This window comes from Selenomonas timonae (assembly GCF_014250475.1).
Lineage (GTDB): Bacteria > Bacillota > Negativicutes > Selenomonadales > Selenomonadaceae > Centipeda > Centipeda timonae.
This window is the reverse complement of sequence record NZ_CP060204.1, coordinates 365,584-380,192: the sequence shown is the minus strand read 5'-3', so window position 1 is coordinate 380,192 and position 14,609 is coordinate 365,584. Positions and strand designations below refer to the sequence as shown.

The window sequence follows — 14,609 nt, the reverse complement described above, 5'->3', positions numbered from 1 at the left end:
GAAAAGCCTTTCTTAATCCCACCAGAAATACCAGATATTCGAGCTGCGCAGCTCGTTTGCCAGCTTGCCGACGCTCATGCCAGGCGTGCCCTGATCGATGATGTCGGCGCAGAACGCATACTGCTCCTTCGCCAGATCCAAGGCGCGCTCCTGCGGCTCTATGGGCGCGGGAACGCTGTATTCGAGCGTATCATAGGTGAGGACGGCAGGCACAGCGCCGTGCCGTTCGTGCCAGTATTTCGACACCGCCATCAGCGCGGCGGTGTCGGGGCAGTCGTTCCACCCGCCGAACGGCAGATATGCAAACACTGTCCACGGATGTTTCACGGGAATCTTGGCGAGAATCATCGGCTGCGTTTTCTGCGTCTCGTAGTCCCAGTAGCTGATAAAGTGGTCGGTCTCACGGAACTCTTCCCCATCTCCATCGTCCGGTGCCTCCTCTCGGCTCAGTTCAAAACGTTCGCCGAGCCGCTCCGTCAGAATCAACTTGCCGTCTCCGATGGGCTGTGCAAGGATTTTCTTGCGGTACTTTTCCACGGCATCGGCATCGAAATCATAGTCCTTGAACGCGCCCTTCTCCGCTTCCACATTCATCGTCAGGCTCTCCCACAGTGTATCGCTCGGGACGATGAGCAGGGGGACATAGCCCTCGCGGACGCCAAGCCGTGCAGCGTAACTATATGCCGCGACAATCGGATCATCGTCCGCCATCGGTGGGAAATACATCAGGGAGCAGTCCGCCCTGCCGCAGTTCAGGTACTGCATGATTGCGGCAGCGACGTCGCTTGGCGCCTCATCTTCATTTTCCTTTCGCTCGTCGCTGTTCCGCTTCCATGCGTCCCATCGCTGTGCGATGAGCTGCGCCATCGCCGCATAGTAGTCCTCGTCGAACGGGACAAAGAGGTATGCCTCCTGTTTGAACTCGTTCGAGTGGTAACGCGCCGCACCGAAGTAGGAGAGGGCATAGTTGTCGATGTCCGAGGGGAAGGAGGGAGCTTCACCATCGTAGTAATACTGTGCGAACGCCGTGCCCTCCTCGCCAAAGAAACCGCGCATCAGAATGCCGTGCAGGTCGTCGCGGATAAAGGGGCGCAGGTCGGTATCTGCCGGATGCTCCCGCACAGCGCGGACGGTCGCCGCATACTGGCGGACGAACCAATCCGCCATCAGCTCGTGCTCGATGCAGTAGCGCAGATAGATCGCGAGGTGGTTGTACGCCGTGATTTCGTCCACGGGCAGCTTCTTTTCGCGCAGGCTGTCGAGGTGCCACTGCGCATTGTCCATTACGAGATCGGTGAAGTCCTCGGACGCGAGTGCGCTGCGCCTCTCCGGATCAATGACGAAGCTCACACGACGCTCGGCGAAACGGTCGAGCAGGGCATTAGCGTCATGTTTCAGTTTATATTTGAGTTCGTCCTTGTGGAGCGGGATGATCTGATAGAAATTGACCTCATCGCCGTTCGCGAGGGGGCAGACGGTGTCTCCTCCGCCTTTGACCTGCGCGCTGACGAGCAGGGCAGCGCGCAGATTGGTGCTTGCGGCATAGGGCGATCGGTTGCTGATCGTGTGTCCCCATGCGAGCCATGTATCGTTCTCGATCGGCAGACGTGCGAGGTTCTTCAGCAGGCGGATCGGCCAGTAGTGCACTTCGTCGTCCTCGTGGATCTTCCAGTCGGGGGGCAGGGCGATCGCGAGTTCCGCGCGTTCGAGCTTATATTCGGCGAGCTCTTTTGGCACGTTCATGCGGTGCGCGCCCATTCCGAGGGTGACGAGCATATAGTAGTTGCGTTCCTCGGTCGGATCGATAATGCAGATGTCCAGGTGGATGTCCGGCGAGACAATCTCATGAAAGACGTTTGCATACGTGCCGAAGTTCGTCTCAATGTAACTTTCGACGGTCTCCAGTTCTTCCTCAGTATAGACCTCTGTGGGCATGGGGGCTTTCTTTTTATATGCAGAGTTATTTCTGCCAATTTTTTTCATCGTGTTCTCCTTTATGACTGAGGAGCAGGCTCTCCAGCATCGTTTCCAGAAGGCTTGTCGGTGTGATGACGAATCCCTCCGCCGTAATTTTTTCATTGAAGAAATCAACGGAGCGGTCGTGGTCAAGGAAGTGATTCCGTGCCAGGTATTGCCTGACATCGTCGAGGGTAAAGGCACATTCCCTGAGCACCGTGTCGGTGAAGGCGTTGGCGTAATGGATGCTCTTCATCATGCGCTTCAGCTTTGTCGCTGGGTAGGCATTGCATAGTGCCTGTCGGAGAGCTGTCGCCATTTGTGCGGGCGAGGCATCCTCTGTGACCGGCATGGATGGGAGGATGCGCTCACGGCAAAGGTGCGCGTACAGTGTGCGAAACTTTTCTGCAAGTACGGTATCATCATGGTCGGTCATGGCTGCGCCTCACGTCTGCTGGTGCTGCATGGAGACAAGCTGACAGTCGGGGCAGAACTCGATGTAGAGCGTGCCCTCCATATAGTCCGTCAGCGCCTCCCAATGAATCTGCATGAGGTACTTCATCGGCTGCCCGCAGTCGGGGCACGCTGTATACTCCCAGTCCTGCCACCAGAGCGCAAAGCCACCGAGCGTGCAGGTGTCCTCGAAGCGTGCGCCGTAGAACAGAGGAACGGGCGTCTCGCCGAGGATGAGATCGTTTTCAAAAATCCTGACAAGCTCCTCTTCGATATACGTGGTATCGCCCGTATCTTCGTAGGAAAGCACCTCGCTGCCGCCGTCGAGCGTATAGCGGCTCAGTATCGGCTCTGCATAGGCAACGCAGTTCGGACAGCAGGTCGCTGTGAGGATGCCGTCGATGCCGAGGAAGCGCAGGCGCGCATCCCGTCCGTCGAGGACGAGCATATCCGCCATGCGGCTGCCGCAGTGCGGGCAGTTCTCCTCCCGTGGTCGGGCAATGCGGACGGGCGAGCGGCAGAGCTCTTCCTCCGATGCGGCGTGCACCAGCGTATAGCAGGTGTCGTAGTTCAGCGTGCGGCGCCGTCCCTCGCGGTCGAATGTCCAGCCGCCGCACTGCGCATAGACGGAGGGCTCGACGTGCAGCTTCCCGTGCCACGGGCGCGGATTGCGTTCGAGCGCAAGGAGTGCCGCAAGGGATTGGTCGTCTCCCTGCATACCGAGGCACATCATAAGCTCGTTCGCCTCATGTGCGGCATCCGTCTCCATCAGTGCTGCGATCAGTCCGTCCCGCACGTCCGTCGGTGCATGATAGTAGAGTGCCGAGGGCCAGAAGGAACGTGCCGCGAGTGCCGCGCGTGGGATCTCCGGCGCGAGCCGTCCGCGACAGCAGAGCAGATACCAGAAGTCATCGGGAACATCCTCGATCTGCGCGATGATCTCCTGCTCCTTTGCCGAGAGCTCCTCGGGCGTCCATGCGAGTGCCGCACGGCGATTCGCCGCCGTCCTGCAGCGCCAGCAGAGTCCCTTGTAGCCGAGCTCCGTGCCGCAGTCGGGGCACTGGTAGGGCAGCGTCATGATCGGCTCCTTTCCGTGATTCCTGTTGTGGGAATATTCATCTGTTTTATGATAATATAGATGTATTACGGCTTCAATAGGTCTTTTGGGTAAGATTGACCATCAAGAACAGTCTTGACATGGATCAAGGCAGTCTTCCCTACAGATATCCGTATTGCTTCCACTTCTGCCAAAGGAGCAGGAAGGTGAGCGATGCGCCGAGGAAGTCTGCGGCAGGCGTCGCCATGAATACGCCGCCCACACCGAAGATGTGCGGCAGGAGGAGCAGGAAGCCGAGCAGACAGACGAGTGTGTCCCAGACGGAGAGCAGGGCAGAGGTGCGCCCGTCGCCGAGTGCGGTGAAAAGCGACGAGCCGTACATGCTGAATCCGAGGAAGAGGAAGGCGATCGCGTGGATGCGGAAGCCGTGTACGGCGAGTTCGTAGACGTGCGTGCCCTCGGCGGCGAAGATGCCTGTGATCGGCGCGGCGATGAGGATGCTGAGGGCGGTGGTAAAGAGGGAGAATGCGGCGATGAGTGTGAGACTGCGGCGCAGAATTCCACGCAGGGCGTGCGTGTCACGTTTGCCGTAGTTGAAGCTCGCCAGAGGTGCGACGCCCTCGGCGTAGCCCATGTAAATGGCGGTAAGCAGACCGGAGATGTACTCCGAGATGGCGATTGCCGCCACACCGTCCGCGCCCGCCAGACGCATCATCGTGTTGTTCATGACGATCATGATGAGGCTCATCGAGAGCTGCATCACCATCTCGCTTGAGCCGTTGCCCATCGCGGAGAGGACGGCACGCAGCCGCCAGACGGGACGTACGAACCGCAGTGTGCCGCGCCGATGAATGGAGAAGTAGTAAAGTCCTACGAATGCGGAGATGGAGTAGCCCGTTGCTGTGGCGATGGATGCTCCCTCCAGCCCCCAGCCGAGGATAAAGAGGAGGAGGTAATCGAGCACCATGTTGACGATGCCGCCGACGAAGGAGGAGAGCATCGCGAGACGCGGCTGTCCCGCCGCAACGAGGAAGATGTCGAGGATCAGCCCCGCCATTGTGAGCGGTGTCGAGACGAAGAGAGGTACGGCGTACACTTCGCAGAGCGGATAGAGGGCATCGTCCGCGCCAAAGAAATAGAGAATCGGGTGCAGGAAGGTCATGCCGAGCACGGCAATCATCGTGCTGAGAATGACGCAGACGAGGACGAGCAGGGAGAAATTTTCGCGTGCATGGCGATTTTCGCCCGCGCCGAGCTGTGCTGCAACGAGCGCACTCCCGCCCGTGCCAAGCATGGTTGCAAGCACAATCGTGAGCGGGATGAACGGCATGACGATGTTGATCGCCGACAGCCCGTCCGTCCCGACGGCGTGCGCCACAAAGAAGCCGTCGACGATGAAGTTCACATTCATAAAGAGTTGAGACACGATCATCGGCACGGCAAACGCGAGCAGTGTGCGGTAGGTGATGGGCTGGGATAGCTGCGGCATTTCGTCTCCTCCGTTGATAGTAGGCGCTATCATAGCATGGAACACGGGGGAAAGCAAGCGCGGAGGATTTGCAAAATCCCGCCGCTTTTGGTACACTTGCGGGAGTGTTGTAAGGAGAGAATATCGTACATGAGTGATCGAAAGAAAGCCCGTGCCGCCGCCGAGCGCGGGGCGCGGCTGACGAGGGAGGATGCGCTCGCCCTCTATGAGGATAACGACCTCCTCGCGCTCGCCGCATGGGCGCGTGCGGCGAAGGAGCGTGCGAGCGGGAAGAACGTCTACTATACGGTGAACCGCCACATCAACCTCACGAATATATGCAGCGCGAACTGCCCTCTCTGCGCGTTCCAGGTGGAGCAGGGAGATACGCGCGGCTATATTATGGAAACGGATGATGTCGCACGCGTGCTGGAACTGGCGAAAAATACGCCGCGCCTCACGGAAATCCATATCGTGAGTGCCCTGCATCCAGATCGTCCCTTCTCCTACTACGAGGGCGTGGTGCGGCAGGTGCGTGCGGCACTTCCGCACGCGGATATCAAGGCGTTCACGCCCGTGGAGGTTGTGAACTTTGCAAAGACGGAGGGGACTTCTGTCCGCGACATTCTGCGTACGCTACAGGCGGCGGGACTGTCATCCCTCCCCGGCGGCGGCGCGGAGATCCTGTCCGACCGCGTCCGCGCAATCATTTGCCCGAACAAGGCAACGCGTGCCGAGTGGCTCGACTGTATGCGTACGGCGCACGAACTTGGCATCCGCACAAATGCGTCCATGATGTACGGGCACATCGAGACGGTGGAGGAGCGCATTGACCATCTGCTTGCTCTGCGCGAACTGCAGGATGAGACGGGCGGCTTCCAGGCGTTCATGCTCTTTCCGTTTCATCCCGAGAACACGGCTCTCGGTGCAGAGAAGAAACTCATGCGCGTCGGCTCGTGGGAGGATATGAAGATGCTTGCGCTCTCACGCCTTGTCCTCGATAATGTCGCGCATTTTAAGGCGTTCTGGGTCATGTTGACGCAGCCCATCGCACAGCTCGCGCTTGGCTTCGGCGCGGACGATCTCGACGGCACGATCGGCGAGGAGAAGATCATCCACGCAGCGGGCGCACAGACGCAGACGGGCATCACGCGGCGCGAACTCGACGCAATGATTCGCGAGGCGGGCTATGAGCCTGTGGAGCGCGACACATTTTATCAGCCGATTGCGGCGGGGGAGGGCGCATGAGACTTTCGGAGCGGGAGGCGGCAGACCTCCTCACGAGCGGCGACCCCATCGACCTCGGACGCGCGGCGGACGCGGAGCGGCGGCGGCGGTTCGGCGATACGGTGACGTTCATCGTTGACCGCAACATCAACTACACGAATATCTGCGTGAACGAATGCCGTTTCTGTGCGTTCTATACAAAGGTGGGCGCGGAGGATGGCTACCTCCTGCCGATGGAGGAGATTCTCGCGAAGGTCGGCGAGACGGCGGCAGCGGGCGGCACGCAGGTCATGATCCAGGGCGGCATTCATCCCGATCTGCCGCTTTCCTACTATGAGAATATGCTGCGTGCGATCCGCGATCGCTATCCTTCCATCGTGATCCACTCCTTTACGGCGACGGAGATTCTGTACTTTGCCGAAAAGGAGGGCATTACGATTGAGGACACGCTGCGGCGGCTGCAGGATGCGGGGCTTGCCTCGCTCCCCGGCGGCGGTGCGGAGATCCTCGTCGACCGCGTGCGAAGGCTCATCGCACCGAAGAAGATCATGACCGAGGATTGGCTGCGTGTGATGCGGACGGCGCACAAGATTGGGATGGAGTCGACGGCGACGATGGTGATTGGTTTTGGCGAGACGATGGCGGAGCGCGTGGAGCATATGGAGCATATCCGGCGGCTTCAGGAGGAGACGGGCGGCTTCCGCGCGTTCATCACGTGGACATTTCAGCCGGGCAATACCGCACTCGGCGGGGAAAAGACTTCGAGCTGGGACTATATGCGGACGCTTGCCGTCACGCGTCTCTACATGGACAATGTCGCGCATATCCAGGGATCGTGGGTCACGCAGGGAGAGCGCATCGGACAGCTGACGCTCGGCTTTGGCGCGGACGATCTTGGGAGTATCATGCTTGAGGAGAATGTCGTGCGTGCGGCGGGAACGCGGTACAATATGTCGATTAAGAAGATGATTGATCTGATACGCGGTGCGGGCAGAGAGCCGGCGCAGCGCGACACGCGCTACCGCGTGATACGGAGGTTTTAGCATGGCAGAGCAACAGGTTCCTGCGGCGGGATATGCCATCATCGGCGGCTCGGGGACGCTGTCGAGCGACTTCCCGCGTGCCTCGATGGCGGACGATGTGGAGATCCTCGCAGATGGGCTGCACTTTGCGACACCGTACGGCGAGAGTCCCGCATTCCGCCTGTTCTCCGTCGCGGGGCGGCGCGTGCTGACCTGTCGTATGCACGGCTGGCGCAGCGGTGTGACGCGCGCGGACGCATCGCGGCAGGTGTTCTGGGTGCTGCGAGACGCGGGCGTGCGGCGCATCCTTTCCGAGGGCGGCGTGGGGACTGTGAATCCCCTGCTCGATCCGCGTGACTTCCTCATCCCCAACGACTATCTCGACCTCTCCGTACGCAAGGATGTCATGCTCGACGGACGCTATCTGCTCGTGATGCGCGACGCACTCTGCTCGGAACTTCGCACGACGCTCGTTGCGGAGACAAAGAAACGCTATACGGGGCGCATCTTTGACCGAGGCATCTACGCCGTCACAGATGGGCGGCATTTCGAGAGTCCCGCCGAGATCGCCATGCTGAAGGGGCACGCGGACATCGTCGGGCAGAGCCTTGCACCCGAGGTCTATCTCGCACGTGAGATCGGCGCGTGCTATGCGGGGCTGTACTTCGTCGTCAACTATGGCGAGGGTATCCGCCCGTGGTCGCACGATACACTCTCACAGATTTTCTACGACGATGCGCCCATGATCGGCGACATCCTGCTCGCCACCATCCGCAGCGTCCCCGCCGAGGAGAGCGCGTGCGAATGCCGCAGCCTGCGCAAAGAGACACTGCTCAAGGATGTCTACAATGCAGAGTCGGATAAGGGTTGACGGAAATACACGGAAATTGTATAATAAACAGAGAAAAAGGTGTTGCCGGTAAACGGTCAGCCCCGTAATCTAAGAAATGGTTATAAGAAACCCGCCTAGAGTTGGTGACTGCAGGCGGGTCTTCTTATGGTCTCAAGGCTACGATACAGATCGTTACAAGAAAGATGAACGACAGAAAATCGTACAGAGTCACAAGTATCGCCTCCTCTCTTGAGGAGACTAACCGCCTACCGCTGTTGACAACACCTGCGTGCATTATAGCACGAAAATATTTGTCTGTGAACTGTCGTTTCACATTGACCCATCGACAATAAAAACCATCTTGTATACACGTCAAACTCCGTCAAAAATCCATTGACAATGATTCCCTGTGGTGCTACTATGATGGCGCAGGAAATCCTGCGGCAATGTCCTACTGAAAAGAAGTGCAATCCACCATGAAACGGCTGGTTTCCACGCAGTTCGTCATGAGTCCATAGCGTCCAAGCGCATATCTATGCGTTCGGACTTTTTTGCATTTTTGGGAGGTTTTACCATGTCAGTCAACAGGGGAAAAGTCGTCATCATCGGAACCAGCAATGTCGGCTCCGCCGTGCTCAACAAGATCACGGATTTTCAGCTCGCATCGGAGATCGCACTTATCGATCTCGATATGGATCGCGCGCGTGGCGAGGCGCTCGACACAAGTCACGCCATGTCCTCGCCGTACAGCACCAATATCAAAGTTCATACAGGCACCTATGAGGACTGCCGGGACGCGGCATTCATCGTCATCACGGCGGGTCCTTCGATCCTGCCCGGTGAGACGCCTGACCGCCTAAAGCTCGCGAGCACAAATACGAAGATCATGCGCTCCATCTTCTCTGAGATTGTGAAATACACGAAGGAAGCCATGATCATCATGATTACGAACCCGCTCGATGTCGCGACCTACGTCGTATCGACGGAGTTCGACTACCCGCGCGAGAAGATCCTCGGCACGGGCACGATGCTTGAGACCTACCGCTTCCGCTACATTCTCGCCGAGCACTACGATATGGATCCGAAGAACATCCACGGCTACGTGCTCGGGGAGCACGGCAACGACGCCTTTGTCGCATGGTCGACGGTCAACTGCGCGGGGCTTGGCATCGACCATCTCGACGAGTACTTTCACTTTAAGAACAAATTGAGCCGCAAAGAGGTCGAGCAGGGGCTCATCCAGACCGCGTACGATGTTATCAACCTCAAGGGCTTTACGAATACGGGCATCGCGATGGTTGCCTGCCGCTTCATCAAAGCGATCCTCTACAACGAGCATACAATTCTGCCCTGTGCTGCCGTTATGAATGGCGAGTATGGCATGCGGGACGTGGCGCTCTCCATCCCGCGCATGATCTCGCAGGACGGTATTGTACGCTCCCTCGAGGTACATCTGCCCGAGGACGAGATGGAGAAACTCGTACGTGCACAGAAGAGCGTCCGCGCCGCGCTCGATGGTGCCGGGGTGAAGTGAGCGCTTGACGGACAGACTGTGCCATCCTATAATAGGAATAGTTGAAACGAAATGAGAAGAGCCGCCTGTATGACCGATAGAGGGCGGCTCTTCTGATGTGTATGTGATTGGTGGGATATATGGAACATGGCAGCTGTGTCCCGCAGGGGACGGAGATCACGCGGACGGGATTTCACTACACGCTGTCGCTCATCGGCGGCAAATACAAGATGGCGATCCTCTATCTGCTCACAGAATGTGGCGTGCTTCGTCACAATGCGATCTATCGCCGCATCGAGGGAATCTCGTATAAGACCCTTTCCGTCATGTTGAAGGAACTCGCGGCGGACGGTCTTGTTGTGCGGAAAGAGTATCCGCAAGTGCCGCCCAAGGTGGAGTATATGCTCACGGAACGCGGACGCTCTCTTATTCCGATTCTTCACAACATGTGCGATTGGGGCGAGCGCCACAGGGGTGATGTTCCTGCGTCACGATAGCGCCTCTGCAAAGCGAACATAGTCTCGCGCACTTTGTTCGATCTCCTCTGCGCCCGAGTGATACTCCTCGCCCGGCACGCACTCCGCACCGTAAAAGGCGAAGAACGGCCGATAGTCGGCACGGCAGTAGTATCGCAGTGTGGTCTCAAACGGGGCGAGCAGCTGCGCGAGCGTATAGTGGTATCGTCCGTCGATGTTGTAATCCTCCGCGCGCACGCCCGTCGTGACCGCGAGCGCGACCTTGCGCCCCTCCAATTTATCCCCGCCGTTTCTTCCATACGCCCAGCCGTGCGTCAGCACCTCGTCGAGCCATGTTTTCAGCAGCGGCGGGCAGGAGAACCAATAGATTGGGAACTGGAAAATCAGACTGCCGTGTGCCTCGACGAGCCGATGCTCCTGTTCTACGTCAATCCGACCGTCTGGATAGCACGCGGAAAGCCTGTGGATCGTATAGCGATCGGGCTGTTTGCCCAGTTCCTCCAGCCATCGCTTCCTAAAAAACCTCCCGCGTACTTGCGAGAGGTTTTTGGCTGTTTAGTTCTTTGCCGCCTCGTAGCCGACCATGAGCGCCTGCATATTCGCGTCGACGGTGTGCGGCGGGACACGGCTTGCGACGGCGGTCTTGACGGCGTCGAGCGGGACGAGCCCGGAGACGCGCGTGATTGCGCCGAGGGCGACGATGTTCGCAAAGAGTGCCTTGCCGATCTTCTCAATCGCGAGCGTCGTGATGGGCACAGCGACGACGTGTGCCGCCTGTGGGACGTTCGGAACCAACTCGCTGTCGACGATCAGGATGCCCTTTTCGGAATCGAGGTCGCCCGCATATTTGTCCGCCGCTGCCTGTGTCATCGCGAGCACGATGTCGGGATGCTCGACGTGTGGATGGTAGATCACATCGTCGCTGACGATGACCTCCGAGCGCGATGCGCCGCCGCGCGCCTCGGGGCCGTAGGACTGCGACTGTGCGACGTTCATGCCGCACGCGGTCGCCGCCTCGGCAAAGATGATGGCGGCAGTGATGACACCCTGCCCACCCGAACCTGAGAGACGAAGTTCCTTCTGCATATCACAGCCCTCCCGCGCGCCGCTGGATCTCAGCGTTCGCCTTGCCGTACTCCTCGCCCTCGCACGCATAGAGAAGCCCGATGGGGAATTTCTCGGGCGTGCGTTTCTCGGGCGGCAGCTTGTCCCACGCCGTCTTCATGACGGCGGCGTCGCGCATCCATTCGAGCATTGCGGCGGGTGAGCCCATCTTGTTTTTGCGCCCGTAGGCAGTCGGGCAGTGCACCATCGCCTCGATGAGGGCAAAGCCATGGTCGGCAAGCCCGCCCGCAATCATCTGCGTGAGATGCTTGACGTGGAATGCGGTCGAGCGTGCGACATAGGTTGCGCCCGCCGCCTCGGCGATGCGGCACGCGTCAAGCGGGCGGTCGATCGTGCCATAGGGCGCGGTCGTCGTGTTCTTGCCCGGCGGCGTGGTCGGCGAGGACTGCCCGCCCGTCATGCCGTAGATATTGTTATTGAAGAGAATGACCGTCAGATCGACGTTGCGGCGGCAGCCGTGCAGGAAGTGATTACCACCGATGGCAGTACAATCGCCATCTCCCGTAATGACAATGACGTTCAGCTCGGGACGTGCGAGCTTGATTCCTGTTGCAAATGGAATCGCACGTCCGTGCGCTGTATGTACTGTGTCGAAATCCATGTAGCCTGAGCCACGTGAGGAGCAGCCGATGCCCGAGACAATGACGGTATTGTCCTGTGTGAATCCTTCCGCACCCTCGATTGCCTGCGCGATGCACTTGAGCGCCGTGCCGTTGCCGCAGCCCGGACACCAGAGATGGGGGAGGCGGTTCTGACGGAAGAACTGCTCGAAGCCGCGGTCGATCTCCACGTGTGTGTTCATATCCGTGCTCATGCCCGCCCCTCCTCGCTCATTTCGCGGATTGCCGCCGCAATCTCCTGCGGGGTGAAGTCCAGCATATTGTATTTGAGACAGGGGCGGACGGGCGTGCCATGCGCCGCGCGCGTGACTTCGCCCACGAGTTGACCGTAGTTCAGCTCCGCGACAAGGATCTTCTTCACGCGATCTGCGAGCCGTCCGATCGCTGCATCCGCGAACGGCCAGATGGTCTTGAGGCGCAGGAAGCCGACGCGGATGCCCTCCGCGCGTGCCTCGCGTACCGCCTCGTACGCCGTGCGCGCGGTGCCGCCGTAGCTGACGACGGCGAACTCCACATCCTCCATGAAGTACTCCTCTGTGTGGATGATCTCCTCGCCCACGCGGTTGATCTTTTCATGTAGACGGTGGAGCATTGTCTCCGTCACCACGGGGCTGCCCGAGGGGAAGCCCGTCTCGTCGTGGAGCAGTCCCGTCACATGGATGCGGTAGCCATCGCCGAAGCGCGCCACATCGGGCACGAGATCCTCGCCCACGGCAAAGGGCTGATACCCCTCGGCGCGTGTCTTGTTCGGCAGACGGCGCGGATAGATATCGAGTTCGTCAGCGGAGGGGAGGACGACATTCTCGCGCAGATGTCCCACAATCTCATCCGTCAGAAGGATGACGGGCGAGCGGAAGCGCTCCGCGTAGTTCACCGACATCACCGCCATATCGAACGACTCGCGCACGCTCCACGGCGAGAGCGCAATGATCGGATGGTCGCCGTGCGTGCCCCAGCGCACCTGCATGACATCGCCCTGCGACGGTGCCGTCGGCTGTCCCGTCGAGGGACCGACGCGCTGCACATTCACCACGACGCAGGGAATCTCTGCGCACGCCGCATAGCCGATCAGCTCCTGTTTCAGCGAGAAACCGGGGCCACTCGTCGCGTCCATCACCTTTGCGCCCGCGAGCGATGCGCCGAGGATGGCACCCATCGCCCCGATCTCGTCCTCCATCTGGAGAAACGTGCCGCCAATCTTCGGCAGCATTTTTGCCATTTGCTCTGCAATCTCCGTCGACGGCGTGATTGGATAGCCCGCGAAGAACGTCACACCTGCGGCAATCGCGCCCTCGGCGACCGCCTCGTTGCCCTGCATGAGCCGCGCTCTCGTCTCAGCCATATCACGCCCTCCGTTCCACGAATATCGCAAAATCGGGACAGCGCATCTCGCACTGCCCGCACGCGATACAATCATCAGGACGGACAGGCGTGATCTTGCCGAGGAGGCTCACCTCGAGCACCTTCTTCGGGCAGAACGCAGCGCAGATGCCGCAGCCCTTGCACCGCTTCTCCTTGATAAACAGCTCACCTTTCATGGCGTTCAACTCCCGCCGGGATGCGGAAACACATCCCATATACACAGATTTTCTAGCTCCATCCGTTCGTTGCCGTCGGATGATTTCATCATTATAACAGAAAATATAGACGAAATATACTGCGGGTAATGAATACATGGGGATGAAAAATCTTTTTGCGGGTGTTGTTGACGAACACCTCCCGACGTAGTAATCTGTGAGCGTTTGGAGGTGTTTCTTTGTCATTCTATACATATGACTACATCACAGCGCACAGCCAGTTTAACGATACCCTGTGGTACGTCCTGTCATTCCTCGCGCTCGCAGCACTCTTCGTCATGAGCGTCAAACATCTGCGCAGACGGCTCGTCACGCGTGACCGTGATCTCATCGTCATCCTCTTCCTTGCCGTCGCATTCCTCGGCGGCGTGCAGTGGAACAGCTACAATGCGGCGCAGAGCGACCACGAGCAGACTTCGCGCATGGTGACCTTCCTCCATAGTCTCAGCGAGGATCTGAACGTGCCGGTGACACAGATCCGCACGAACTCCACCTATCTGAAGCAGGGGATGCTCGTCGATGTGCAGGGGGCGTTCTACGCCGTGACATTCAATGCGGACTTCACCGCGTTCCAGTACGAACGAACACATCTCCTGTATCGTGACGTGAAGATTGTGGACAAGGAGGACTGACATGCTCATCTACTCGCTCATGCTTGCAAAGCTCGCGCTCGGTCTCCTCTGTCTCATCGTGCAGATCAACCTCCTCGGCAAGGGCAACCTTGCGCCGAACTCCGCGACCGATCAGGTGCAGAACTATGTGCTCGGCGGCATCATCGGCGGCGTCATCTACAACAACAGCATCTCGATCCCCGACTTCCTGCTCGTCCTCATCGCGTGGACGATGCTCGTGCTGATCCTGAAATATCTGAAGTCGAACAGTGCCGTGGTCAAGGGCTTCGTCGACGGGCGTCCCGCCGTCCTCATCGAGCGCGGCAAACTCATGGTCGAGGAGTGCATGCGACACGGACTCCTCGCGCACGATATCATGCTGAAACTCCGCATGGCGGGGGTCTACTTCGTAAAGGACGTAAAGCGCGCCGTACTCGAACCAAACGGACAGCTCACCGTCATCCAGTACGGCGAACAGAACGCCCGCTATCCGCTCATCCTCGACGGACAGCTGGATGAGGACATCCTCGAACTCATCGAAAAGGATCGCGTCTGGCTGAACGGCGAACTGCGCGCGGCAGGGTACGAGCTGAAGGATGTCTACATCGGCGAGTACAAGGACGACGCGCTCGCAGTTTACCCGTATGAGAGTCCGTGAGGGGCATACGAAAG

At 59.1% G+C, this 14,609-nt stretch carries 16 protein-coding genes; 7 read left to right on the top strand and 9 right to left on the bottom strand.

Annotated elements, in window-relative coordinates:
• Window positions 1–12: 12 nt before the first annotated feature.
• From H1B31_RS01770 to H1B31_RS01755, 4 genes are all read right to left on the bottom strand, one after another.
• Window positions 13–1,983: a suppressor of fused domain protein gene (locus H1B31_RS01770; protein ID WP_185980655.1), complete on the bottom strand. Its 1,971-nt coding sequence runs from the start codon at window positions 1,981–1,983 to the stop codon at window positions 13–15.
• Window positions 1,961–2,392 carry a hypothetical protein gene (locus tag H1B31_RS01765; RefSeq protein ID WP_009441424.1) on the bottom strand — a complete coding sequence of 144 codons (432 nt, stop codon included), beginning with the start codon at window positions 2,390–2,392 and terminating at the stop codon, window positions 1,961–1,963. Before H1B31_RS01765 ends, H1B31_RS01770 begins: the two co-directional genes overlap by 23 nt.
• 9 nt (window positions 2,393–2,401) lie before the next feature.
• Complete coding sequence (locus tag H1B31_RS01760; protein WP_185980654.1) at window positions 2,402–3,487, bottom strand: hypothetical protein; 1,086 nt, start codon at window positions 3,485–3,487, stop codon at window positions 2,402–2,404.
• A gap of 139 nt (window positions 3,488–3,626) precedes the next feature.
• Window positions 3,627–4,955, bottom strand: coding sequence for an MATE family efflux transporter (locus H1B31_RS01755; RefSeq protein ID WP_185980653.1), 1,329 nt, complete (start codon window positions 4,953–4,955; stop codon window positions 3,627–3,629).
• 129 nt (window positions 4,956–5,084) lie between these two features.
• Between H1B31_RS01755 and mqnE the strand changes: the two genes are divergently transcribed.
• The 5 genes from mqnE (at window position 5,085) to H1B31_RS01730 (ending at window position 10,025) form a co-directional block, all read left to right on the top strand.
• Complete coding sequence (gene mqnE / locus H1B31_RS01750; protein ID WP_185980652.1) at window positions 5,085–6,182, top strand: aminofutalosine synthase MqnE; 1,098 nt, start codon at window positions 5,085–5,087, stop codon at window positions 6,180–6,182.
• Entirely contained in the window at window positions 6,179–7,204 is a 1,026-nt protein-coding gene (gene mqnC, locus H1B31_RS01745) for a cyclic dehypoxanthinyl futalosine synthase (protein ID WP_185980651.1), read from the top strand. The genes mqnE and mqnC overlap by 4 nt, the downstream gene beginning before the upstream one ends.
• Window position 7,205: 1 nt before the next feature.
• Complete coding sequence (locus H1B31_RS01740; RefSeq protein WP_185980650.1) at window positions 7,206–8,054, top strand: MTAP family purine nucleoside phosphorylase; 849 nt, start codon at window positions 7,206–7,208, stop codon at window positions 8,052–8,054.
• Window positions 8,055–8,589: 535 nt separating this feature from the next.
• Window positions 8,590–9,549, top strand: coding sequence for an L-lactate dehydrogenase (locus H1B31_RS01735; RefSeq protein WP_185980649.1), 960 nt, complete (start codon window positions 8,590–8,592; stop codon window positions 9,547–9,549).
• Between the two features lie 119 nt (window positions 9,550–9,668).
• Entirely contained in the window at window positions 9,669–10,025 is a 357-nt protein-coding gene (locus H1B31_RS01730) for a winged helix-turn-helix transcriptional regulator (protein ID WP_185980648.1), read from the top strand.
• Here the strand turns inward: H1B31_RS01730 and H1B31_RS01725 are convergent.
• Genes H1B31_RS01725 through H1B31_RS01705 form a run of 5 tightly spaced genes read right to left on the bottom strand, consistent with a single transcriptional unit; the run spans window position 10,017 to window position 13,287 of the window.
• The gene (locus tag H1B31_RS01725; RefSeq protein WP_185981203.1) at window positions 10,017–10,508 is read right to left on the bottom strand and encodes an NAD(P)H-dependent oxidoreductase; all 492 of its coding nucleotides are present in this window, start codon (window positions 10,506–10,508) and stop codon (window positions 10,017–10,019) included. The two genes, H1B31_RS01730 and H1B31_RS01725, sit on opposite strands and share 9 nt — an antisense overlap.
• A gap of 51 nt (window positions 10,509–10,559) precedes the next feature.
• Window positions 10,560–11,090 carry a 2-oxoacid:acceptor oxidoreductase family protein gene (locus H1B31_RS01720; protein ID WP_185980647.1) on the bottom strand — a complete coding sequence of 177 codons (531 nt, stop codon included), beginning with the start codon at window positions 11,088–11,090 and terminating at the stop codon, window positions 10,560–10,562.
• Window position 11,091: 1 nt separating this feature from the next.
• The gene (locus H1B31_RS01715; RefSeq protein WP_185980646.1) at window positions 11,092–11,943 is read right to left on the bottom strand and encodes a thiamine pyrophosphate-dependent enzyme; all 852 of its coding nucleotides are present in this window, start codon (window positions 11,941–11,943) and stop codon (window positions 11,092–11,094) included.
• Window positions 11,940–13,091, bottom strand: a complete 1,152-nt coding sequence (locus H1B31_RS01710; protein WP_185980645.1) for a 2-oxoacid:acceptor oxidoreductase subunit alpha — start codon at window positions 13,089–13,091, stop codon at window positions 11,940–11,942. The genes H1B31_RS01715 and H1B31_RS01710 overlap by 4 nt, the downstream gene beginning before the upstream one ends.
• Before the next feature lies 1 nt (window position 13,092).
• Window positions 13,093–13,287: a 4Fe-4S binding protein gene (locus H1B31_RS01705; RefSeq protein WP_185980644.1), complete on the bottom strand. Its 195-nt coding sequence runs from the start codon at window positions 13,285–13,287 to the stop codon at window positions 13,093–13,095.
• Between the two features lie 218 nt (window positions 13,288–13,505).
• On the opposite strand from H1B31_RS01705, the gene H1B31_RS01700 reads away from it, so the two are divergent.
• Together H1B31_RS01700 and H1B31_RS01695 are read left to right on the top strand one after the other, a co-directional pair.
• The gene (locus H1B31_RS01700) at window positions 13,506–13,958 is read left to right on the top strand and encodes a DUF3290 domain-containing protein (RefSeq protein ID WP_185980643.1); all 453 of its coding nucleotides are present in this window, start codon (window positions 13,506–13,508) and stop codon (window positions 13,956–13,958) included.
• 1 nt (window position 13,959) lies between these two features.
• Entirely contained in the window at window positions 13,960–14,595 is a 636-nt protein-coding gene (locus H1B31_RS01695; protein ID WP_185980642.1) for a DUF421 domain-containing protein, read from the top strand.
• The last annotated feature ends 14 nt before the right edge of the window (window positions 14,596–14,609 follow it).